Consider the following 21,648-nt stretch of genomic DNA (forward strand, 5'->3'; position numbering starts at 1 on the left):
TCACCGAGGGCTGGTCGGCCTGCCGAACCTGCCCAGCGGGGGTCCCGACCGGACCGGCACGACATGGGTGAGCGCGGGCCGGTGCCCGAAGTCGTGCAGCAGGAAGCCCGGCGGCTCCTCGACGTAGGCGCCGCACCGCGTCGGGTCGAGCCCGAGGAAGGACTGGCGATAGGTGCTGGGCGCGCTGGTGACGACGCTCCCGGCGAACATGGTCGTCAGCGGTCGGTGCAGGTGTCCGATGAGGATCCGGCTCAGCGGCCGATGGCGAGCCAGGACCGCCTCGAGCTCGGTCGCGTCGGCCAGCATGGAGTTGTCCATCCCGGCAATGCCGCTCCGCACCGGGTGGTGATGCATGGCCAGCACGACCGACGCTTCCGATGCCGTTCCCAGCTCGTCGTCGATCCACTCCAGCTGAGTCCGTCCGAGACGGCCGAAACTCCGTCCGGCGACACTCGAATCGCAGAAGAGGATGCGTAAGCCGTCGTAGTCGACTCGATAATAGAGGCGGTGCGGCTCTGCCTCCGCGGCCCGGACGTACTCGGTACGAGCGAAAGCCCGCGCCATGTGCTCGGCGTTGTCGTGGTTGCCCGGAACGATATGGACGGGCAGGTCGACGCCGTGTAGAACTGTGGCCGCGAGACGGTACTCGTCCGGGTCGCCGTGGTCGGCGAGATCGCCGGTAATCACGATGCACGCGGGCTGGGGGTCCAGCGCCTGAACGCGAATGAGCGCGTCGTGGAAGAGCTTCGCGGGAGCGCCGGCAAGTGGGCCAGTCGTGATATGCATGTCGGACAGGTGTCCGATGAGCATTGTGGCCTCCGATCCGCTGGACCGTCATGATCGGGCTACCACGGTTATGCTACGTGACGAAAAGCGCGGCAACCAGAGGTCGGAATCCGGCGTGGTGGGCCTCTCCTGTGGTATGCTGACCGATCCCGGGGGCCGTCAATCCATGGGAAACAAATTCATGGAAGCGGTGCTTTTTGGAGGAGATCGGCGAGTCGTACACGAGACAGGATGAGCGCGTCGCGCGCGAGATAAACTCCCCGAATCTCGGGACTCTGGAAGCGAAGCTCGTCGAACTGGGCAACGGGCCGTAGATCTCCGCGTCCGGAGGTGTCGGGTGAGGACAGGCGGTCGCGAGCGGTATCTGCTCCTGTGGGCCATAGACGGCACGTTGATCGAGGCCAATGGCTTCCGGCACACGATGTACTCTCGGGTCTTCGACGAGTTGTTGGGCATTCCGTTCCGGAAAGTGGTTTCGGCACCCGGGTTCAGCACGATCGAGAAGATTCGTCGAACCCTGTCGTTCCACGGCGTGACGCCGACCGACAGGTTGGTCGGACTGGTCTCCGACCGGCTCGTCAGCGGGTACGTCGCGGCCCGGGACGAACTCGCCGACGACGGTCAGCTGTTGCCGGGGGCGGTCGCCGCGTTGCGGCGCTTCGCCGCGGACGAGCGCTTCGTCCAGACGGTGCTCACGTGCACGCTCAAGGGCATAGCCTGCGCCAAGATCGAGGCGTTCGGACTGTCGCCGCTGTTCGAGACATCCGTCGGCGCCTACGGTGACGACGCGTTCCGGCGGGTCGAACTGCCGGACGTGGCGCGCCGACGTTGCGAGCTGACCGGGAGGCACGTTCCCCGCAGCGGCACGGTCGTCATCGGCGACACCGACGAGGACATGCGCACGGCGAAGGCCGCCGGTGCCCATGCCGTGGCCGTCGCGACCGGTAGGTGTTCGCCGTCGGCGCTGTGGTGCGCGGGCGCCGACATCGTCGTACCGGACCTGACCGACATCGCACCGGTGTGGGACTACCTCGAGGCCGTCGGACGCCGCTCGACCCGGTCGAGGCCGGTCGCGCTCTGACCACCACGCCGGGCCGGCTCCGCACATCAACCGATCGGATGAGCCGCAAATCCACCGGCGGCGGGGTCGACGTGCGTCGTGGCCGTCTGGCAGGTTGTGCGGGGTCTGGCTTGTCCGTTTTTTCGCCATGGGGGTGACATGCCTTGTCGAGGCACGTGAGAAAACTAATCGCGCTCGGCACCGCGGTCGTGCTGGCCGCCGCGCTGACCGGCAGTGTTTCCGCGACCGAAGGGGGAACCAGGGGCGGTGACTGGGCCACCTGGCAGAAGGACCCGCTCGGCTCCCGGTTCGCCGCGGCCGAACACCACATCCGTCCGCACAACGTGGCGAACCTCAAGCTGAAGTGGGCGTTCGCGTACCCGAAGACCGAGGCGACCGGGGTGCGCAGTGCGCCGGCCGTCGTCGGCGACACAATCTACTTCGGGGGCTCCGACGGCAGGTTCTACGCCAGGGACGCGAAGACCGGCGCCGCGCGGTGGGAGTTCGACCTCCGCTCGGTGGACCCGGCGGGCCGTGCGGTCGTGTGGGACGGCCCCGCCGTCGAGTACGGCAAGGTGTACTTCGGCGACGCGCGCGGCTACTTCTACGCGCTCAACGCCCGCACGGGCACCCTGGCGTGGGTCACCCGCGTCGACTCGCACCCGTTCGCCACCGTCACCAGCTCGCCGATCGTCCACAAGGGACGTGTCTACGTCGGCGTGTCCAGCAACGAGAACGAGGGCGGCCGGGACTACCCGTGCTGCACGTTCCGCGGCCACGTCGACGCGCTCGACGCCCGGACCGGCGAGCTGGACTGGCGCTACCACACCGTTCCGGAGCCCCAGCAGGTCGGCACGTGGCCGAGCGGCGCGGCGCGGTACGAGCCGTCGGGCGCCGGGGTGTGGAGCTCACCGGTGATCGACCCGCGCAGCAACACCCTGTACGTCGGGACCGGTCAGAACTACACCGGCAGCGGCGGCGACTTCGACACGTTGCTGGCGCTCGACACCCGCACCGGCGGCGTGCGGTGGAAGAACCAGGTGACCGAGGCCGACACCTGGCGGACCCTGTGCAACGACCCCGACCCGGAAGGCTACTGCCCGGGCCTGGCGGACGGCACCGCGCTCGACTACGACATCGGCGCGACCCCCAACATCGTGCGCACCGGCGGCCGCACGCTCGTCGGCGTGGGCCAGAAGATGGGCGTCTACCACATGTTCGACGCGCGGACCGGTGAGGTGCTGTGGCGTCGGCAGCTCGGCGTGCCGCTCCCGTCCGGCGGCATCTCGGGCATCCAGTGGGGCTCGAGCTACGACGGCAGGCTGCTCTACATCCCCACGTACTACGCCGACCCCGGCACGCTGTTCGCGGTGAACCCGGTGAACGGAGACGTGGTGTGGCAGACCCCGGCGCCGGCGGACGGCTGCACCACCGGGGGCGCCGCCCAGGTCCCGCACCCCCTGTGCGCACCGGCCCACGGGGCGCCCGCGAGCAGCAGCCCCGGTCTCGCCTGGGTCGGCGGGGTGGACGGCAAGCTGCGGGCCTACGACACCAGGAACGGCCGGATCCTGTGGAGCTACGACACCGTGCGGGTCTTCAACGGTGTCAACGGCATCGAGGGCATGGGCAGCGCGATCACCGGCACCGGCGGCGGCACGGTCGTCGCGAACGGCATGGTGTACGTGCAGTCCGGGTACTGGCCGGAGTACTCGACGGAGAAGGGGCACGTTCTGCTGGCGTTCGGGCTCTGACCGACCGGCCCGTCCCGCGGGACCAAGGTCCCGATCCGGTACCGCCTTTGATCACTGTTCGGCGCGGGCTCCCGTGCCCCAGGGTGAGAGGTGACCGGATCGGGACCGCGCCGGGCGGACCCGCTCACCGGCCGCGAGGAGACCACTGTGCTGTCCGCCGCCTCAGCCGAGGTCGTGCGTGCGACGCTGCCCGTCGTACGCGACCACGCCACCGAGATCACCGGTGTGTTCTACCCGTCGATGTTCGCCGCCCACCCCGAGCTGCTCGAGGTGTTCAACCAGGGGAACCAGGCCAACGGGCAGCAGCGGGTCGCGCTGGCCTCGGCCGTCGTGGCGTTCGCCGGGCACCTGCTCGAGCCCGACGCCACGCCGTTCGACGCGATCGCCGAACGCATCGTGCACAAGCACGTGTCGCTGGGCATCCGCGCCGAGCAGTACCCGATCGTCGGCCGGCACCTGCTCGCGGCCGTGGGCACGGTACTCGGCGACGCCGTGACGGCGGAGATCGCCGCCGCCTGGGACGAGGTCTACTGGCTGTTGGCCTGCCGGCTCATCGCCGCCGAGGCACGCCTCTACCAGCGCGGCCAGGTGGACCCGGTGACGGTGTGGCGGCGGTGGCGGGTCGCCAAGCGGCAGGACGAGGCCGTCGACGCGGTGTCGTTCACGCTGGTTCCCGACGACGGCGGCCCGGTGCCGGACTTCGCGCCCGGTCAGTACGTCTCCGTCGCCGTCGACCTGCCGGGCGGCGGCCGCCAGCCCCGGCAGTACTCGCTGTCGCAGGGGCCCGGCCGGGGATCGCTGCGTATCTGCGTGCGGCGGGTGCGCGGCACCGGCGGCGCTCCCGACGGTGCCGTCTCCACCCACCTGCACGAGAACCTGCGCGCCGACGACACCGTCCTGGTCGGCCCGCCCGCCGGCGAGAACACCCTCGTGCCAGGGGACGAGCCGGTCCTGCTGGTCAGCGGCGGTATCGGCATCACCCCGACGGCATCGATGCTCGACCACCTCGCCCGCACCCAACCGACCCGGCGGGTGGTCGTCGCACACGCGGAACGCTCACCCGAGCGGCACGCGCTGCGCGCCGAGATCGACCACCTCGCCTCCGACCTGGTCGACGCGGAGGTGCTCACCTGGTACGAGACCGGCGACGGCGGCCGGCCCGGCCTGCTCGAGGTCGAGGCCCTCCCGCTGCCGCCGGGCGTGTCGGTTCACCTCTGCGGCCCGCTGCCGTTCATGCGGGCGGTACGGTCCGGCCTGCTGCGGCGGGGAGTGCCCGCGGACCGCGTCCGCTACGAGGTCTTCGGCCCCGGGATGCTGGACACCGCCGCGGGCTGACCCTGCCCCGGCCGAAAGTACGAAGTCGGTGCTCGCGTGGCGCTGTCGCCCCGGGCCCGGTCCTACGCTGCGGTTCATGGTCACCTCGACACGGCGGAGCAGCCCGCCGCTCACGATCATCGCGTCCTTCCTCGGTTTTCTCGCCTCGACGGTGTCGGTCGTCGCCGGTGGGATCGTCCTCGCGACGTCCGGACCCGAGCTCGCCGAGGAGCTGCGGAAGAAGGACCCGTCGATGAGCGGGAGCGAGGTCGACGCCGGTGTCGCGTTCGCACAGGGCGTCGGCATCGCCGTCGCCGCGGTGGTGGCGCTGGGCTACCTGTGGCTGGCCTTCCGGCTCAAGGCCGGCCGCAACTGGGCGCGCGTGGTCCTGACCCTGCTGACGGTGGTGCAGGTCGCCTACCTCGTCGCCGAGGGCGGCGGCACGACGCTGGGCTACGTGTCCTGCGGGCTCGCCGTTCTCGCCGTCGTACTGAGCTTCCTGCCACCATCGAACGTCTACATTGCCACCGCCCGGCGCGGTGGCTGACCCGCGGGCGGTCAGACCAGGTCGACCGTGAGCGGTACGGCCTTCGTGAGGGTGTGGCCGACCGGCGAGGACGCGACGACCCTGGCGTGCAGGGACTCCAGGTCGGCGCGGGGCGCGGGGGAGGTGATCCGGACCTTCGCGGTGATCGAGTCGAAGCCCGCGTGGCCTTCGGCGAGGCCCAGGAAGACCCTCAGGTCGATGTCGCCCTTGAGGTCCACGGTCAGCTCGTCGAGCTGGATCCCGGCGACCGAGGCGTTCGCGGCATATCCCACGGCGAGGCAGTTGCCCAGTGCCGACAGGAGTTGTTCGACGGGGTTGGGCGCGGTGTCGGCGCCGCCAAGGCCCGACGGCTCGTCCGAGGGGACGGGGTCGAAGCCGCGGACGCGGGCGCTGGACTGGAAGCCGCCGGTCCAGGTGACGTGCGCGGCCCAGGTCGTGTCCGCCTTCGCGGGGTCCTCCTGGATCGCGGCGACGAGGGCGCCCACCGCGCTCAGGTCGACGTTGTTCAGCGTGCTGCCGGTTTCCACGGTCATCGCGTGCTCCTTGTCCTGGCTGGGCCCTCAGCGTCGTTGCGATGGCGGGCCGCTGGCAACGGGATCCACATCGTGGAACCGCTCCCACCATGCGAGCGTCGTTGCCCCGCGGGCGCCGGGGGCTCCATGCTCGCGGCCGGGGCGAGACCTGTGGGAGGGACGATGGACACCGACACCAGGCGGTACGGAAGCTCCGCGCGGTTCGTGCACCGGTGGCAGCAGTGGAAGGTGGCGAGGGAGCGGGAGCTCGCCCAGCCCCACGGGTGGCTGGCGCTGGTGTCGCTGGACTGGCTGTCCGGTACGCCCCAGGAGTATCCCGGGGTGCCGGGCAGGTGGTGGCAGGACCGCGACGCCGCCTACGTCGACCCGAACGGCGCCTTCCTGACCGTCGACGGCGAGCCGCTTGCCGGGGTGCACCGGTTCGAGCTGGAGAACAGCGGAGCCGGGGCCCGGGTGTCGACCGGTGAGGTCGAGATCGAGGTCGCGCGTCGGTCGGGCTACCTCGTCCGCGTGCACGACCCGAACGCGCCCGCCCTGGCGGCCTTCACCGGCGTGCCGACCTACGACCCGGACCCGGCGTGGGTGCTCCCCGCGCGGTTCGAGCCGTTCGAGCGGCCGCGCGCGGTCACCGTGGGCGCGGTGGTCGAAGGGCTCAGCCACGTCTACACCGCCCCCGGCTTCGTGCGCTTCGACCACGACGGGGCGCCCCACGTGCTCACGGCGTTCAACGGACCGGCCGGCCGCGGGCTGAGCATCCTGTTCACGGACGCGACCAGCGGCGTGACGACCTACGCCGCGAGCAGGGCGGTGGAGGCCGACCTGCCGGCCGACGGCGTGGTGCTGCTCGACTTCAACCGCGCGCGCAACCTGCCCTGCGCGTTCACCGACTTCGCCACCTGCCCGCTCCCGCCGACGGGCAACCACCTGCCCTTCGCCGTGACCGCGGGGGAGTTGGTGCCCTACGAACGCCGACGCGCCCTGCCGCGACCTCGCCGGGAGCGGGGTACCGGGCCGAGGTAGCCGCCGTCGATCCTAGGTCACAGACCTCCGCCCCTTCCGCATCGTGGGAAGGGACTCCACTTTGTGGACGAAGGCGCCGCCAGCCGCTGGACTTGCCCTACGGAGTCCTGGCGACGGTTTCGGCGAGGGAGGAGACCCATGACCACGACAGCGATCGCGTTCGAACCGCTGACGATCGCCATCGGTGCGCGGGTGCCGGGCATCGACCTGGCGTCGGACCTGACACCGGAGGTGGTGGCGGCCATCCGGGCCGCGCTGCTGGACCACAAGGTGCTGGTGTTCCCGGACCAGCGGCTGACCCCCGACGCGCACCGGGCGTTCGCGGCGACGCTCGGTGAGCTGACCCCGGCGCATCCGGTGGTGCCCGGGCTGGATGCCGCCCACCCCGAGATCTACGTGCTCGACAGCGGCGACGGCGGCAAGGCACCCGTCTGGCACACCGACGTCACGTTCACCAGCACGCCGCCGCTCGGCTCCGTGCTGCGTGCGGTGCACCTGCCGCCCGCCGGTGGCGACACCTGCTGGACCGACCTGGAAGCCGCGTACCTGACGCTGTCCCCACCGCTGCGCCGCCTCGCCGACCAGCTCGAGGCGGTCCACGACGGGCGAAGGGACTTCGAGGAGTACCTGAACGTCCGCCTGTCCGGCGAGGGGAACGTCTGGGAGGGGGAGACGATCCGCTCCCTCGAGCCGGTCGTGCACCCCGTCGTCCGGGTGCACCCGGAGACCGGCCGGCGCAGCCTGTTCGTCAACCCCGGCTTCACCACCGGCATCCAGGACGTGTCCGAGACCGAGAGCCGGACGCTGCTGGATATCTTCTTCGCCGCCATCGGCCGCCCCGAGCACAGCGTGCGCCATCGCTGGAGCCCTGGCGACGTCGTGGTGTGGGACAACCGCAGCACCGCGCACCTGGCCGTCGACGACTACGGCGACCAGCACCGGGTCATGCACCGGATCACCATCCGAGGGGACCGGCCGGTGGGGCCCGGCTCGAGGTGACCGGTTCGACACGTGCCATCGCGGTCGTCGGCGCCGGCCCGCGCGGCGTCGGTCTCCTGGAGCGGATCGCGGCGAACGTGCCGGAGCTGTACGACGGCCGGCTGGTCGTCCACCTGGTCGACCCGTTCCCGCCCGGACCCGGTCGGGTCTGGCGGTTCGCGCAGTCGCCGTTGCTGCGGATGAACTCCATGCCGGAGGACGTCACGATGTTCACCGACGACACCGTCCGCTGTGCCGGGCCGATCCGCCCGGGTCCGACGCTGGCGGAATGGGTGGCGGCGGTGCGCGAGGGCGAGCTGGCGGCCGAGGTGGATCCGGCGCTGCTGGACGAGCTGCGGTCGATGACCGCGACGACGTTTCCCACCCGGCGGCTGCACAGCGCCTATCTGGACTGGTTCTTCACCCGGGTGCTCGACACCCTGTCGGACGGTGTCGAGGTGCGGGTGCACGCCGCCGCCGCGGTCGACATCACCGGCCCGGAGGACGGTCCCCAGTCCGTGTGGCTGTCCGGCCGGGCCGAGCCGGTGCTCGCCGACGTCGTCGTGCTGACGGTCGGTCACCTCGGCGCGGGTCCGACGCCCGAGGAGGCGGGGCTGGGGGAGCACGCCGCAGCGCACGGGTTGCGTTACCTGCCGCCCGCGTACACCGCCGACCTCGACCTGTCCGCCCTGGCACCGGCGGAACCGGTGCTGCTGCGGGGTTTCGGCCTCGCGTTCGTCGACCTCGCCGTACTGCTGACCGAGGGACGCGGCGGTCGTTTCACCGCGGGGCCGGACGGGGCGCTCACCTACCACCCGTCCGGGGCGGAGCCCGTGCTGCACGTCGGCTCCCGTCGCGGGGTGCCGTACCACGCCAAGCCCGCATACCCGCTGCAGGGGGACCCGGTGCCGCTGCCGCGGTTCTTCGGGCCGCCGGAGGTCTCCGCGCTGCTCGCCCGGCCGGGACGGCTGGACCTGCGCGCCGACGTGTGGCCGCTGATGGCCAAGGAGATCGGCTGGGGCTACTACCACGAGCTGTTCACCGCCCACCCGCACCGGACCCGGATGGGTCTTACCGAGTTCGCCGAGCGGTACGCCGGCCTGGACTGGGGTGTGGACGAGCTGGCCTCTCTCGTCGAACGGGCGGTGCCGGCCACAGAGGACCGGCTCGACCTGTCCGCGCTGGACCGCCCGCTGCGCGGACTGCGGTTCACCGACCGGGCCGCGCTCACCACCCACGTGTGCCGGTACGTGGAGGCGGACCTCGCACGCCGGGAGAACCCCGCCTTCAGCGCGGACCTCGGCGCGTTCCTGACGCTGCTGTCGGTGTTCGGCCAGCTCGCCCAGCTGGTCGGCGCGGGGAAGCTGACCCCGCAGTCCCAAGTGGACGATGTGGACGGCTGGTGGTTCGGCTTCTTCAGCTTCTACGCCAGCGGCCCGCCCGGTCACCGGCTGCGCGAGCTGCTCGCGCTGGTCCGGGCTGGGGTGGTGCGTCCGGTGGGCCCGGACATGTGGGTGCGCGCCGAGCACGGGCGGTTCACGGCCGGCAGCCCGAGTGTGCCCGGCGTGGTCGAGGCCACCACGCTCGTCGAGGCCCGGCTGCCGACGCCGAGCGTGCGCCGGAGCACCGACCCCCTGGTCAGGGTGCTGCACGAACGCGGCGAGCTGCTCGAGGAGGTGTTGCGGGACAGGGACGGTACGGGTGAACGCACCACCGGGCGCATCACCACGACGGCGGCCGGCGGCCTGGTGGACGCCTCGGGGCGGGCGCATCCGCGGCGCTTCGCGCTCGGTCCGCACACCAGCTCCCGCTCGCCGGGTGCGTTCACGAGGCCGAGGACCAACGCGGTCGGTTTCCGTCAGAACGACGCGGTGGCGAGGGACATTCTCGCCCTCCTCGGCGCCGCCGTGGAAGCGCATTCCACACTGTGAGCAGTCGTTGTCGTGCTGGTTCCCGTGTGGGTGGATGGGGCGGGAGACCAGGAAGGGTGGGTGCCATGGCTCGGGTGCGGCGCGGCGTACGCCTGCTCTACTCCCTGGCGCGCTTCGAGGCTGACGCCTGGGCGGCACTGCGGTTCACCACGTCCTGACCCGTTCGAGGAAGACGGTCCGATCGGAGGTTCGTGTGTCGTTCATCGTCGCGCTGGCGGGCAGCCCGTCCGCGGGTTCGCGGACAGTCGCCCTGGTCGAGTTGCTCGCCGAGTGGCTGGCCGCCGACGGGCACGAGGTGCGGGTGGTGCCGGTCCGCGCGTTGCCGGCCGAGGCCTTGCTCGGCGCCGACAGCGGCGACCCCGCGGTCGCCGACGCCGTCGGCGCGGTGGTCGCCGCGGACGGTGTGATCGTCGGTTCCCCGGTCTACAAGGCGGCCTACTCGGGCGTGCTGAAGACGTTCCTCGACTTGTTGCCGGTCAACGTGCTCGCCGGCAAGACGGCGCTGCCGCTGCTCACCGGCGCTGCCCCGGCGCACGCGCTGGCCGTGGACTACGCGTTGGCGCCGGTGCTGGCCGCGCTGGGCGCCCGCCACGTGGTGCCCGGCCTGTTCCTCGTGGACAAGCAGATCGAGCGCACCCCGGACGGGGCGGTGCTCGCGCCGGAGGTCCGCGCGAGGGTGGAGGACACGCTCGCGGGATTCGCCGCGGCCCTGCCCGTCACGAGCGAGGTGCGGCGGTGACGCCAGCACTGCCGCACCTCGCCGTGGCGCTCGACGGCGCCGGCTGGCACCCCGCGGCCTGGCGCGAACCCGACGCCCGCCCCGCCGAGCTGTTCACCGCCGGGTACTGGACGGACCTGGTCCGCGAGGCCGAGCGCGGCGCCCTGGATCTCGTCACGATCGAGGACTCGTTCGGTGTGGGGTCCACACAGGACGCCCGGGTGGACCGGGTGTACGGGCGGCTCGACGCCACGCTGGTCGCGGCGGCGGTGGCGCCGCGGACCAGCGCGATCGGCCTGGTCCCCACCGTGGTCGCCACGCACACCGAGCCGTTCCACGTCTCGAAGGCCGTCGCCAGCCTCGACTACGCCAGCGTCGGCCGGGCCGGCTACCGGGTGCGGATCTCCACCAGCCCCGCCGAGTTCGCCCACGTCGGCCGGCGCGAGGCCGGCGAGGTGGGGGAGCTGCTGGCGGAGGCGGCCGACCACGTCGAGGTGGTGCGCCGGTTGTGGGACAGCTGGGAGGACGACGCCGAGATCCGCGACGCCGCCACCGGACGGTTCGTCGACCGGAGCAAGCTGCACTACATCGACTTCACCGGACAGTGGTTCAGCGTCAAGGGCCCCTCGATCACGCCTCGCCCGCCCCAGGGCCAGCCACCGGTCGTGGTGCTCGCCCACGCCGCGCCGGTCTACCGACTCGCCGCCCGCGCGGCCGACGTCGTGCTGGTGACCCCGCGCGATCCCGCCCATGCCACGGAGCTCCTGGCCGAGGTCCGCGCCGAGGAGCTTGCCGTTGGCCGGCCCACGCCGTTGCACGTCTTCGGTGAGCTGGTCGTGTTCCTCGACGAGACCACGGCCGGGGCCACCGGCCGGCTCGCGCGGCTCGACGAGCGCGACGGCGGCGAGCTCAGGTCGGACGCGGCGGTGTTCGCCGGAACGGTGGACGACCTGGCGGACCTGCTGCTCGATCTGTGCGCTGCCGGGCTGACCGGGATCCGGCTACGGCCCGGGGCACTGCCCCACGACCTCGTCGCGGTCACCCGAGGGCTCGTGCCGCGGCTCCAGGCCAGGGGATCGTTCCGCCGCCACTACACCGAGGGCACCCTGCGTGCCCGGCTCGGTCTCGCCCGGCCCGCCAACCGCTACGCCGAGGTGACCCGATGAGCAGGCCCCGCAAGGAGATCCACCTCGCGGCGCACTTCCCGGGCGTGAACAACACGACGGTGTGGAGCGACCCGGCGGCCGGCAGCCACATCGAGTTCGACTCCTTCCGGCACTTCGCGCGGACCGCGGAGCGAGCCAGGTTCGACTTCCTGTTCCTGGCCGAGGGGCTACGGCTGCGGGAGCAGGGGGGCGAGATCTACGACCTGGACGTGATGGGGCGTCCCGACACGTTCACCGTCCTCGCCGCCCTGTCGGCGGTGACCGACCGGCTCGGGCTCGCGGGCACGATCAACTCGACGTTCAACGAGCCGTTCGAGGTCGCGCGGCAGTTCGCCACCCTGGACCACCTGTCCGGCGGTCGGGCGGCGTGGAACGTCGTCACCTCGTGGGACGCGTTCACCGGCGAGAACTTCCGGCGCGGCGGGTTCCTCGCGGAGGCCGACCGGTACCGGCGCGCGGAGCGGTTCCTGCGCGCGGCCTGGACGCTGTTCGACTCGTGGCGCGGCGACGAGATCCTCGCGGACAAGGCGTCCGGACGGTTCCTCACCGCGCCGGGCCCGGGCGCCTTCACCCACCGGGACGACCACTTCGACATCGCGGGACACTTCCCGGTGCCGCGCAGCCCCCAGGGGCGCCCGGTGATCTTCCAGGCCGGTGACTCGAACGAGGGCCGCGAGTTCGCCGCCGCCACCGCCGACGCCATCTTCTCCCGGCACGGCACGCTCGAGGCGGGAAAGGCGTTCTACGCGGACGTCAAGGGCCGCCTCGCCCGCTACGGCCGCACTCCGGAGTCGCTGAAGGTGTTGCCAGCGGCCACGTTCGTGCTGGGCGACACCGACGAGGACGCGCGCGAGCGGGCCGCGGTCGTGCGCCGCCAGCAGGTCAGCGGGCAGACCGCGATCAAGCTCCTGGAGCAGGTGTGGAACCGGGACCTGTCCGGCTACGACCCGGACGGCCCGCTGCCCGAGGAGGACCCGCGGGTCGGCACCGACCACATCGCCAGGGGCCGCGCCAGTGTCCGCATGACCCGGGACCCGCTCGCGGTCGCCAGGCAGTGGCGGGAGCTGGCGGCGGAGAAGAACCTGTCGATCCGCGAGCTGATGATCGAGGTCGGCGCACGGCAGACGTTCGTCGGCTCGCCGAGGACGGTGGCGGACGCCATCGACGAACTGGTGCAGGCCGACGCGAGCGACGGGTTCATCCTCGTCCCGCACCTCACCCCGGGCGGCCTGGACGTCTTCGCCGACACGGTCGTGCCGCTGCTCCAGGAGCGCGGCGCCTTCCGCACCGAGTACTCGGGCACGACGCTGCGCGAGCACCTCGGCCTGCCTACCTCGTGAGCGGTGCGGTGAGCAGCGGGGCGATGCGGCGGGTGGTCCCCTCGAGCAGCTCCGCCAACTCCGGCAGCCGGTCGTCGGTGATGCGCACCGTGGGGCCCTGGATCGCGACCGCGGCGACCAGGCCGCCGTCGGACCGGATCACCGGGGCGGCGATGGCCCGGACACCGGGGTTGCGCTCCTCGTCGTTGAGGGCCCAGCCGCGTTCGCGGACCAGCTCGAGCTCGGCGCGGAGCTGGTCGCGGTCGGTGATCGTGCGGTGGGTGGCCGCCACCAGCTCGCCCAGCCGCGCTATCTCGCCGTCGATGTCGCCGCCGTGGGCCAGCAGGCACTTGCCCATGGCCGACACGTGCATCGGAACCCTGCTCCCCGGCGCCTGGGAGAACCGCAGCGGCTGCTGGGACACCACGTCGAGCACCACCCGTACCTCGTGACGCGCGCGGATGCCGAGGTTGATCGACTCGCCGGTCACCTCGGCGAGCTCCTCCAGCAGGGGCAGTGCCTGCTGGTAGCCGAGCCGCTGCTCGGCCTTCCTGCCGAGGACGACGAGTGCGGGACCGAGCAGGTAGCGCTCGGTGCGCGGGTCCTGGTGGAGCAGACCGGCCTCGACGAGCGTGCGGGCGAGGCGGTGGGCGGTGCTCACGGTGAGGCCCGTGCGCTGGGCGAGCTCGGTGATCCCCACGCCGTAGTTGTCGGTCTCGACGCAACGCAGGACCGAGAGGGCGCGCTCGACGGCCTGTGCGCCGGATCGTGGCTGGCTGGACGGCTCTCCGCTCACGCCGGCATCGTCGCACACCAGCGGCCGGGCAAGACCTCCCACATGATGGAAGTCTTTGCCGTACTGTCGATCTACTTTGTACCGTCCGCGGCATGCACCAGCTCGCCCTGCCGGTTCTGCTGGCCGCCGTGGGGCGTACCTTCGCCACGCCGGACGGCTCGCGCGAGGTTCTCCGAGACGTGAACCTGGACGTTCACGCGGGCGAGGTGATCGCGCTCGTCGGCCCGTCCGGGTGCGGCAAGTCGACGCTGCTGCGCCAGGTGAGCGCCCTGGACACGCCGACGACGGGGACCGTCGCCGTCGGCGGCACCCCGGTCACCCCCGGGGACCGGCGTACCGCGGTCGCCTTCCAGGAGCCGCGGCTGCTGCCCTGGCGCACGCTGGCCGCCAACGTCGCCCTCGGACTACCGCTGCGCACCCCGAGGGCGCAGGGCGCGGCCCGCGTCGCCGAACTGCTCGACCTGGTCGGCCTGGCCGACTCGGCGACGCTGCGCCCCCGCCAGGTCTCCGGGGGGATGGCGCAGCGGACCTCGCTCGCCCGTGCCCTGGCCCGGGACCCCGGCGTCCTGCTGCTCGACGAGCCGTTCGGCGCGCTGGACGCGCTGACCCGGCTGCGCATGCAGGACCTGCTGGTGAACGTGCACGAGACCCGTCCGACGACGGTCCTGCTGGTCACCCACGACGTGGAGGAGGCGCTCTACCTCGCCGACCGCGTCGTGGTGCTCCGCGGCCTGGCCGACCCGGCGACGGCGCCGTCCGCCGGCAGCGTCGCGCGGGTCGTCGACGTGCCGGGCGAGCGGCCGCGCGACCGCGCCGACCACGTGCTGACCGACCTGCGCGCCGAGCTCCTCGAGGACCTCGGCGTCCCCACCCACGTCCGTCCCTGACCCCCACCGAAGGAACCCGATGCGACGCCTACGCGCCACCGTCCTCGTGCTGACCGCCGTGTTGACGCTCGGCATGGCCGGCTGTGTCGCCGGCGAGGACACCTCCGGCGACGGGGAGGGCGCCGGCACCTGGAGCACCGACACCCTCGCCATCGACTTCGCCACCTACAACCCGCTGAGCCTGGTGGTCAAGGACCAGGGCTGGCTCGAGCAGGAGCTCGACGGCGTGCGGGTCACCTGGACCCAGTCCGCCGGGTCGAACAAGGCGAACGAGGGCCTGCGTTCGGCCGCGCTGGACGTCGGCTCCACCGCCGGGTCGGCCGCGCTGCTCGCCAGGGCCAACGGGTCGCCGATCAAGGCCATCGACATCTACAGCCAGCCGGAATGGTCGGCCATCGTGGTGCCCGAGGCGTCGGGGATCAGGAGCGTCGCGGACCTGAGGGGGAAGTCGGTCGCCGCGACGAAGGGCACCGACCCGTACTTCTTCCTGCTGCAGGCGCTGGACGAGGCGGGCGTACCGCTGGACGCGGTCGAGGTGCAGAACCTGCAGCACGCCGACGGGCGGGCGGCGCTGGACAACGGGTCGGTCGACGCGTGGGCCGGCCTCGACCCGATCATGGCCGCGGCCCAGGCCGAGTCGGGCGCCAGGCTGCTCTACCGCAACATCGACTTCAACTCCTACGGCTTCCTCAACGCCCGCGAGGACTTCCTCGCCGACCACCGGGACGTCGCACAGGTGGTGGTGGACGCCTACGAGCGGGCCAGGACGTGGGCCTCGGACCACCCCGACGAGCTGGTCGCGCTGCTCGCCGAGGTCGCCGGGATCGACCGGGAGGTCGCCGCCACGGTGATCGAGGAGCGCACCGTGCTCGACCTGGACCCGGTTCCCGGCGAGGCACAGCGGAAGGTGCTGGAGGTCGTGGGGCCGATCTTCGTCGCCTCCGGCGACGTGGCGTCCCAGGCGGACGTGGACCGCGCGCTCGACGAGCTGTTCGAGCCGGCCCTCGCCGGCGAGGCACGGAATGGCTGAACGCGCCGGTCGGCGCGGGGCGCCGAGCCGGGGAGGCCGGGCACGGGCACTCGGGCTCGGGCTGGTCGTGCCCGCCGCGCTGCTGGCGGTGTGGTACCTGGTCACCGCGTCGGGTGCGGTGCCGGCCTACCAGCTGCCGGGGCCGGGGGCGGTGTGGCGGGCGGCGGTCGACCTCGCCGCGCGCGGCGACCTGGGCCACCACGTGGCGATCTCCGTGCAGCGCGTGCTGAGCGGGTTCGTCCTCGGCGCCGGGGCGGGGCTCGCGGTCGGCGCCGCCGTGGGGCTCTCCCGGCTCGGCGACGCCCTGCTCTCGCCCACGCTCGGGGCGGTTCGGGCGGTGCCGTCGCTGGCCTGGGTCCCCCTGCTCATCCTGTGGCTCAAGATCGGCGAGGACTCCAAGGTGACGCTGATCGCAATCGGGGCGTTCTTCCCGGTCTACACCACGGTCTCGGCCGCCCTGCGGCACGTCGACCAGCAGCTGGTGGAGGCCGGGCGTGCGTTCGGCCGGGGCGGGGTGCGGCTGCTGGCCACCGTGCAGCTGCCCGCCGCCCTCCCGTCCGTTGTGGCCGGGCTGCGGCTGGCCCTGGCGCAGTCCTGGCTGTTCCTGGTCGCCGCCGAGCTGATCGCCTCGTCGATGGGTCTGGGCTTCCTGCTCAACGACTCCCAGCAGAACGGTCGCGTGGACCGGATCCTGCTGGCCATCGTCCTGCTGGCCGTGCTCGGGAAGCTCACCGACGCCCTGATCGGCCTCCTGGAGCGGCGCCTGCTCAGGTCGTGGACCTGAACAGGCCCAGGTCGCCAGCTCAGTGCCGGCGTGCCAGGTGTCCGGAGAGGTGGTCGACGACCTCCCGGGCGTCGTCCTCGATGCCGTGGATGAAGGTGGACTTGCGCCGGCGCAGCACGGGAAGCCCGAGGGCGTAGAGCCCGGGGCTGTCCAGGACGACGCCGCCGTCGTGGTTCAGGTGGCCCTTCTCGTCGACCACCGGCACGTCGAGCCAGGTGTAGTCCGGGCGGAAACCCGTCGCCCAGACGACCGTCGCGACCTCGCCGCCACGCAGGTCCAGCCGCAGCCGGGTGGCGGAGGGCACGCGGGTCGGCTCGAAGCGTTCGGCGGGCTTGACCTCGTCGTCGGTCCCGGTGGTCGCGGCCCACGCGTCGAACGTGTTCAGCAGGCGGTCCATCTTGAGGTCGGCGAGCGAGACCACGGCACGCAGCCCGCCGGAGAACAGCATCTCGCCGTCCCGCACGGCGGCGGACCGGCCGACCAGCTCCACGCCTGTCGCGGTGAGCGCGTTGAGGTCGAGCGAGGTCCGGTCCGGGGTGCCGGCGAGCTGTGGCGAACCGAGCCGACGCGCCCGGGGGAGGTCGGGCACCTCGTCGTGTCGCTGGTCCCACACGCCGGAGGCGTCCATCCACCACAGCACGTCGCGGCCGCGGTAGGTACGCGGCATCCGGACGTGCTCGCCGGTGGACAGGATGACCGGCCGGCCCGACCGCCGCAGCTCGGCGGCCAGCTGCACGCCGGTCGCCGACGCCCCGACGACGAGCACGCCGCCGTCGGGGAGCTGGTCGGGTCCGCGGTAGTCGAACGGCGTGACCTGCTCGACGGTGCCCGGCACCGCCTCGCTCAGCCGGGGCACGGACGGCCGGTTGCAGGCGCCACTGGCGAGGACGACCGTGCGGCAGGCGATCTCGCCCTGGTCGGTGCGGACGTGGTAGCCGTCGTCGGTGCGGCGCAGCGACGTGACCGTGGTGCCGGTGCGGACCGGGGCCCGCGTGCGAGCGGCGAAGCGGTCGATGAGCTCGACCACCTCGCCCATGGCCATGTAACCGTCGGGGTCGGAGCCGTCGTAGGGCTGGCCCGGCAGGCGGCTCTGCCAGTTGGGGGTGAGCAGCCGCAGCGAGTCCCAGCGCTCCCTGCGCCAGGAGTTCGCCACGTCACCGCGCTCGAGCACGACGTGGTCGATCGCCCGCTCGGACAGGAAGTGGCTCGCGGCCAGGCCGGCGTGGCCGGCGCCGACGACGACGGTTGTGGTGCGCTCCAACGAAACTCAGGCGACCTCGACCGTGACGTCCGTGGGGTTGGTCAACGCGTCGAATACCGCTGACCGCTTCTGGGACTGCGCGACCAGCGCCTCGATGTCCTCTCTGGACGCGTCGGCGTCGATGTTGAAGGTCACCTTCACGCCGTTGAAGCCATTGCGGACGTCGCTGTCGGCGCCGAGGATCCCGCGGATGTCGTGCGCGCCCTCCAGGGTCGCCTCGACCGAGCGCAGCTGGATGCCGCGGTTCTGCGCGACGGACGCGACGCCGGCCGCCAGGCAGCTGCCCAGCCCGACCAGCAGGTACTCGATCGGCGTGATGCCGTGGTCCTCGGCCGCGAAGACCTCGGGGTGGTCGGCGGTGAACGTCGACTCGGCCTTGTGGGTCTGTTCCGCACCGAGCCCGAAGAAGTTCCTGACAGTCGTGGTGCTGTGCACGCCGTTCTCCCACCGGGTGGTGGAGCGCCAGGTGAACTGCGCCGCCTCCGGTGCGCCCTTGAGAGCCTCGCGCGCATCGAGCAGCGCCTGAACGTTGACCCCGTTGTCGATGCCGTCGATCGTCGTCATGGGACGGACCGTACACCCGCTCCACACGGCTTCTCACATGCTGAAACGCGGTTCCGGGGCTGGTCGTGCCCGGGGCCGGACTGGCTACCATGCCGGCATGGTGCCCGCGTCGACTCTCGCCGCCGGTTCGGTTGGCAAGGTGACGACGCGATACGTCGACCTGCCCGAGCCGGTAGGACTCGACTGCGGACGGGAGCTACATCCGGTCCGCGTCGCGTACGAGACCTACGGCACCCTCTCGCCGGAGCGGGACAACGTCATCCTCGTCTGCCACGCGCTCAGCGGCGACGCCCACGCCGCCGGCCTGTCCACCGCCCCGGCGGCAGCCGGCACGCGGGACGGGTTCGGGGCCGAGGACCGCGACGGTGCCGCGGGCGCGGCGCTCGGCTGGTGGGACGGGATGATCGGTCCGGGCAAGGCGTTCGACACCGACCGGTTCTTCGTCGTCTCCACCAACCTGCTCGGCGGCTGCCGGGGCACGACGGGGCCGTCGTCGGTCGACCCGACGACCGGCGAGCCCTACGGGCCGGACTTCCCGGTGGTCACGGTCGCCGACATGGTCCGCACGCAGCGTGCCTTCCTCGACGTGCTGGGCATCGAGCGGCTCGCGGCGGTGGCCGGCGGCTCCCTCGGCGGAATGCAGGCCCTCGAATGGGCGATCATGTACCCCGACCAGGTCGACTCGATCGTGGCGATAGCCAGCACCCATGCCCTGCACCCGCAGGGCATGGCCTGGAACGCGATCGCGCGTGAGGCAATCCTGCGCGACCCGGCCTGGCAGGGCGGCCGCTACTACGGCACGGGCCGCACCCCGGACGCCGGCATGGGCGTGGCGCGCATGGTCGGCCATGTCACCTACCTGTCGGGGCCGGCCCTGCACGACAAGTTCGGCCGCCGGCTCCAGTTCGCCGACGACATCCGGTACACGATCACCGAGCCCGAGTTCGAGGTGGAGAGCTACCTGCGCCACCAGGCCGACTCGTTCGTCAGGCGGTTCGACGCGAACACCTACCTGACGATGTCGCGTGCGCTGACCTACTTCGACATCGCGCGGCAGTACGGCGGCGGCTCGCTCTCCCGGGCGCTGCGCGGCGTCGCGGCGCGTACGCTGCTGATCGCGTTCAGCTCCGACTGGCTGTACCCGCCGGCCGCGTCCGAGGAGGTCCACGAGGCGTTGCGGGCACTCGGCAAGCCGAGCGAGCTGCACCTGATCGACGCGCCGTACGGCCACGACTGCTTCCTGCTGGAAGAAGCACGGCAGACGCCGATCGTCCGCCGCTTCCTGGCCGGATGAGAAAGAGGTATCGGTGACCGACAATTCCCCCCGGCTCGAACCGGAGCACGAGTTCGGCTTCGAGACCCGGCAGCTGCACGCCGGGCAGCGACCGGACCCGAACACGGGCGCACGCGCGGTGCCGATCTTCCAGACGACCAGCTACGTGTTCGAGGACCCCGAGTCCGCCGCCGCGTACTTCAACCTGCAGGAGTACGGGAACACCTACTCGCGCATCATGAACCCGACGGTCGCGGTGTTCGAGGAGCGGGTCGCGAACCTGGAGGGCGCGGCCGGTGCGGTGGCGTTCGCCAGCGGGATCGCGGCACAGGCGGCCGCGCTGTTCACCCTGTTGCAGCCGGGCGACCACGTCGTGTCGTCCTCGGCTCTCTACGGCGGGACCGTGAACCAGCTCAAGCACCTGCTGCGCAAGATGAACGTCGAGCTGACCTGGGTCGACCCGGACGACCTCGGCGCGTGGAAGCAGGCGGTCCGGGCCGAGACCAAGGCGTTCTTCGCGGAGACGATCGGCAACCCGGCCGGCAACGTGCTCGACATCGAGGCCGTCGCGGCCATCGCGCACGAGCACGACCTGCCGCTCGTCGTCGACAACACCTTCGCCACGCCGTACCTGTGCCGCCCGATCGAGTGGGGCGCCGACGTGGTGATCCACTCGGCGACCAAGTTCCTCGGCGGCCACGGCACGAGCATCGGCGGCGTCGTCGCCGAGGCCGGCACCTTCAACTGGTCCAACGGACGGTTCCCCGTCATCGCGGACCCCTCGCCGGCCTACCACGGCCTGCAGTTCCACGAGACGTTCGGAACCTACGGCTACCTCATGAAGCTGCGTGCCGAGACCCTGCGCGACCTCGGCGGCGCGCTCTCGCCGTTCAACGCCTTCCTGTTCCTGCAAGGGCTGGAAACCCTGTCGCTGCGGATGGAACGCCACGTCGACAACGCCCGCCGGGTGGCGGAGTTCCTCTCCGCGCACGAGCTCGCGTCCCGCGTGACGTACCCGGACCTCCCGGCGAGCCCGTACCGGCCGCTGGTCCAGAAGTACCTGCCGCGAGGTGCCGGCGCGGTGTTCTCGTTCGACGTCGCCGGCGGCCGGGCCGGGGGACAGGCGCTCATCCGCGGCCTGTCGCTCTGGTCCCACCTGGCCAACGTCGGCGACGCCAAGAGCCTGGTCATCCACCCCGCCAGCACCACGCACCGCCAGCTGGCCGACGAGGAGCTGCAGGCGGCCGGCGTCGGTCCCGGCACCGTACGGCTGTCGGTCGGCACCGAGTCGGTCGAGGACCTCATCTGGGACCTCTCCCAGGGTCTCGCGCAGGTCGCCGCCACCGTCCGGGAGGAGGTCGCCACCGCATGACCGACCTGACGCGCTACCAGAACCCCCTGGAGATCCAGCGGGTCCTCAACACCGCCAGGACCGTCGCCATCGTCGGCCTGTCCAACAACGAGCTGCGGGCCAGCTACTTCGTCGGCTTCTACCTCAAGCGCCACGGCTACCGCGTGGTCCCGGTGAACCCCCGGGCCACCGAGATCCTCGGCGAGACCAGCTACCCGAGCCTGCTGGACGTCCCGGAGAAGGTGGACGTGGTCAACGTCTTCCGCGCGCCGGACGCACTGCCCGAGATAGCCCGCGACGCGGTCCGGATCGGCGCCGGAGCGCTCTGGTGCCAGTTCGGCGTCATCAACGAGGCCGGCGCCGCGACGGCGGAGGACGGCGGCGTGTCGGTGGTCATGGACCGCTGCATCAAGATCGAGCACGCGCGCTACGTCGGGCGCATGCACTGGCTGGGCTTCAACACCCACCGCATCACCGCCGTCCGCTCCGGGCTGCAGTAACCCGGCCTCGCCCTTGCGGTAACCCCCCGGAGGGGCCACCATCGGTGCCCTGGGTGGGCTGCTGTGACGAGGGATCACG

At 72.1% G+C, this 21,648-nt stretch carries 21 protein-coding genes; 16 read left to right on the plus strand and 5 right to left on the minus strand.

Annotated features, from left to right (window positions below; translation table 11 throughout):
• Positions 1-810 carry a phosphodiesterase gene (locus tag BU204_RS02585; protein ID WP_075123859.1) on the minus strand — a complete coding sequence of 270 codons (810 nt, stop codon included), beginning with the start codon at positions 808-810 and terminating at the stop codon, positions 1-3.
• A 313-nt stretch (positions 811-1,123) separates the two neighbouring features.
• Here BU204_RS02585 and BU204_RS02590 point away from each other — a divergent pair, with 313 nt between their 5' ends.
• The 4 genes from BU204_RS02590 to BU204_RS02605 all read left to right on the plus strand — a co-directional run bounded on the left by BU204_RS02590 (position 1,124) and on the right by BU204_RS02605 (position 5,458).
• Complete coding sequence (locus BU204_RS02590; RefSeq protein WP_075123860.1) at positions 1,124-1,867, plus strand: HAD hydrolase-like protein; 744 nt, start codon at positions 1,124-1,126, stop codon at positions 1,865-1,867.
• A 155-nt stretch (positions 1,868-2,022) separates the two neighbouring features.
• Positions 2,023-3,597, plus strand: coding sequence for an outer membrane protein assembly factor BamB family protein (locus BU204_RS02595; RefSeq protein ID WP_075123861.1), 1,575 nt, complete (start codon positions 2,023-2,025; stop codon positions 3,595-3,597).
• Between the two features lie 147 nt (positions 3,598-3,744).
• Positions 3,745-4,932, plus strand: a complete 1,188-nt coding sequence (locus BU204_RS02600) for a globin domain-containing protein (RefSeq protein WP_075123946.1) — start codon at positions 3,745-3,747, stop codon at positions 4,930-4,932.
• Between the two features lie 76 nt (positions 4,933-5,008).
• Positions 5,009-5,458 (plus strand): hypothetical protein, encoded by a 450-nt coding sequence (locus tag BU204_RS02605; RefSeq protein ID WP_075123862.1) that lies wholly within the window; start codon positions 5,009-5,011, stop codon positions 5,456-5,458.
• An 11-nt stretch (positions 5,459-5,469) separates the two neighbouring features.
• On the opposite strand, the gene BU204_RS02610 is transcribed toward BU204_RS02605, so the two are convergent.
• Positions 5,470-5,991 (minus strand): OsmC family protein, encoded by a 522-nt coding sequence (locus BU204_RS02610; RefSeq protein ID WP_075123863.1) that lies wholly within the window; start codon positions 5,989-5,991, stop codon positions 5,470-5,472.
• 162 nt (positions 5,992-6,153) lie between these two features.
• Between BU204_RS02610 and BU204_RS02615 the strand changes: the two genes are divergently transcribed.
• The 6 genes from BU204_RS02615 (at position 6,154) to BU204_RS02640 (ending at position 13,144) form a co-directional block, all read left to right on the plus strand.
• A complete protein-coding gene (locus BU204_RS02615) occupies positions 6,154-7,011 on the plus strand; it encodes a DUF1684 domain-containing protein (RefSeq protein ID WP_075123864.1) in 858 nt (285 codons plus the stop codon).
• A gap of 138 nt (positions 7,012-7,149) precedes the next feature.
• Entirely contained in the window at positions 7,150-8,010 is an 861-nt protein-coding gene (locus tag BU204_RS02620; protein ID WP_075123865.1) for a TauD/TfdA dioxygenase family protein, read from the plus strand.
• Positions 8,007-9,920 carry an FAD/NAD(P)-binding protein gene (locus BU204_RS02625; RefSeq protein ID WP_075123866.1) on the plus strand — a complete coding sequence of 638 codons (1,914 nt, stop codon included), beginning with the start codon at positions 8,007-8,009 and terminating at the stop codon, positions 9,918-9,920. Before BU204_RS02620 ends, BU204_RS02625 begins: the two co-directional genes overlap by 4 nt.
• A gap of 193 nt (positions 9,921-10,113) precedes the next feature.
• The gene (gene ssuE, locus BU204_RS02630) at positions 10,114-10,659 is read left to right on the plus strand and encodes an NADPH-dependent FMN reductase (RefSeq protein WP_075123867.1); all 546 of its coding nucleotides are present in this window, start codon (positions 10,114-10,116) and stop codon (positions 10,657-10,659) included.
• Entirely contained in the window at positions 10,656-11,804 is a 1,149-nt protein-coding gene (locus BU204_RS02635) for an LLM class flavin-dependent oxidoreductase (RefSeq protein ID WP_233159059.1), read from the plus strand. Before ssuE ends, BU204_RS02635 begins: the two co-directional genes overlap by 4 nt.
• Positions 11,801-13,144, plus strand: coding sequence for an NtaA/DmoA family FMN-dependent monooxygenase (locus tag BU204_RS02640; protein ID WP_075123868.1), 1,344 nt, complete (start codon positions 11,801-11,803; stop codon positions 13,142-13,144). Before BU204_RS02635 ends, BU204_RS02640 begins: the two co-directional genes overlap by 4 nt.
• On the opposite strand, the gene BU204_RS02645 is transcribed toward BU204_RS02640, so the two are convergent.
• Positions 13,134-13,919 (minus strand): IclR family transcriptional regulator, encoded by a 786-nt coding sequence (locus tag BU204_RS02645; protein WP_075123869.1) that lies wholly within the window; start codon positions 13,917-13,919, stop codon positions 13,134-13,136. The genes BU204_RS02640 and BU204_RS02645 overlap by 11 nt on opposite strands.
• A gap of 92 nt (positions 13,920-14,011) precedes the next feature.
• Between BU204_RS02645 and BU204_RS02650 the strand changes: the two genes are divergently transcribed.
• Genes BU204_RS02650 through BU204_RS02660 form a run of 3 tightly spaced genes read left to right on the plus strand, consistent with a single transcriptional unit; the run spans position 14,012 to position 16,620 of the window.
• Positions 14,012-14,806 (plus strand): ABC transporter ATP-binding protein, encoded by a 795-nt coding sequence (locus BU204_RS02650; RefSeq protein WP_075123870.1) that lies wholly within the window; start codon positions 14,012-14,014, stop codon positions 14,804-14,806.
• Positions 14,807-14,825: 19 nt separating this feature from the next.
• On the plus strand, positions 14,826-15,836 hold the full coding sequence (locus tag BU204_RS02655; RefSeq protein WP_075123871.1) for an aliphatic sulfonate ABC transporter substrate-binding protein: 1,011 nt from the start codon (positions 14,826-14,828) through the stop codon (positions 15,834-15,836).
• A complete protein-coding gene (locus tag BU204_RS02660; RefSeq protein WP_075123872.1) occupies positions 15,829-16,620 on the plus strand; it encodes an ABC transporter permease in 792 nt (263 codons plus the stop codon). The genes BU204_RS02655 and BU204_RS02660 overlap by 8 nt, the downstream gene beginning before the upstream one ends.
• Before the next feature lie 19 nt (positions 16,621-16,639).
• On the opposite strand, the gene BU204_RS02665 is transcribed toward BU204_RS02660, so the two are convergent.
• Both BU204_RS02665 and BU204_RS02670 read right to left on the minus strand, forming a co-directional pair.
• The gene (locus BU204_RS02665) at positions 16,640-17,881 is read right to left on the minus strand and encodes an NAD(P)-binding domain-containing protein (protein ID WP_075123873.1); all 1,242 of its coding nucleotides are present in this window, start codon (positions 17,879-17,881) and stop codon (positions 16,640-16,642) included.
• A 6-nt stretch (positions 17,882-17,887) separates the two neighbouring features.
• Positions 17,888-18,445, minus strand: coding sequence for an OsmC family protein (locus BU204_RS02670; protein WP_075123874.1), 558 nt, complete (start codon positions 18,443-18,445; stop codon positions 17,888-17,890).
• 97 nt (positions 18,446-18,542) lie between these two features.
• Here BU204_RS02670 and metX point away from each other — a divergent pair, with 97 nt between their 5' ends.
• From metX to BU204_RS02685, 3 genes are read left to right on the plus strand one after another with little or no spacing between them, the layout of a single operon-like run.
• On the plus strand, positions 18,543-19,739 hold the full coding sequence (gene metX / locus BU204_RS02675) for a homoserine O-acetyltransferase MetX (RefSeq protein WP_075123875.1): 1,197 nt from the start codon (positions 18,543-18,545) through the stop codon (positions 19,737-19,739).
• 13 nt (positions 19,740-19,752) lie between these two features.
• Positions 19,753-21,090 (plus strand): O-acetylhomoserine aminocarboxypropyltransferase/cysteine synthase family protein, encoded by a 1,338-nt coding sequence (locus tag BU204_RS02680; RefSeq protein ID WP_075123876.1) that lies wholly within the window; start codon positions 19,753-19,755, stop codon positions 21,088-21,090.
• The gene (locus BU204_RS02685) at positions 21,087-21,569 is read left to right on the plus strand and encodes a CoA-binding protein (protein ID WP_075123877.1); all 483 of its coding nucleotides are present in this window, start codon (positions 21,087-21,089) and stop codon (positions 21,567-21,569) included. The genes BU204_RS02680 and BU204_RS02685 overlap by 4 nt, the downstream gene beginning before the upstream one ends.
• Positions 21,570-21,648 lie beyond the last annotated feature (79 nt).

It is taken from the genome of Actinophytocola xanthii, from assembly GCF_001921205.1.
GTDB lineage: Bacteria > Actinomycetota > Actinomycetes > Mycobacteriales > Pseudonocardiaceae > Actinophytocola > Actinophytocola xanthii.

Coding starts and splice junctions, on each gene's coding strand:
- BU204_RS02650 (WP_075123870.1), top strand. CDS start 14,012: ATGCACCAGCTCGCCCTGCCGGTTCTGCTGGCCGCCGTGGGGCGTACC.
- BU204_RS02640 (WP_075123868.1), top strand. CDS start 11,801: ATGAGCAGGCCCCGCAAGGAGATCCACCTCGCGGCGCACTTCCCGGGC.
- BU204_RS02605 (WP_075123862.1), top strand. CDS start 5,009: ATGGTCACCTCGACACGGCGGAGCAGCCCGCCGCTCACGATCATCGCG.
- BU204_RS02620 (WP_075123865.1), top strand. CDS start 7,150: ATGACCACGACAGCGATCGCGTTCGAACCGCTGACGATCGCCATCGGT.
- BU204_RS02670 (WP_075123874.1), bottom strand. CDS start 18,445: ATGACGACGATCGACGGCATCGACAACGGGGTCAACGTTCAGGCGCTG.
- BU204_RS02660 (WP_075123872.1), top strand. CDS start 15,829: ATGGCTGAACGCGCCGGTCGGCGCGGGGCGCCGAGCCGGGGAGGCCGG.
- BU204_RS02685 (WP_075123877.1), top strand. CDS start 21,087: ATGACCGACCTGACGCGCTACCAGAACCCCCTGGAGATCCAGCGGGTC.
- BU204_RS02615 (WP_075123864.1), top strand. CDS start 6,154: ATGGACACCGACACCAGGCGGTACGGAAGCTCCGCGCGGTTCGTGCAC.
- BU204_RS02585 (WP_075123859.1), bottom strand. CDS start 810: ATGCTCATCGGACACCTGTCCGACATGCATATCACGACTGGCCCACTT.
- BU204_RS02655 (WP_075123871.1), top strand. CDS start 14,826: ATGCGACGCCTACGCGCCACCGTCCTCGTGCTGACCGCCGTGTTGACG.
- BU204_RS02610 (WP_075123863.1), bottom strand. CDS start 5,991: ATGACCGTGGAAACCGGCAGCACGCTGAACAACGTCGACCTGAGCGCG.
- metX (WP_075123875.1), top strand. CDS start 18,543: ATGGTGCCCGCGTCGACTCTCGCCGCCGGTTCGGTTGGCAAGGTGACG.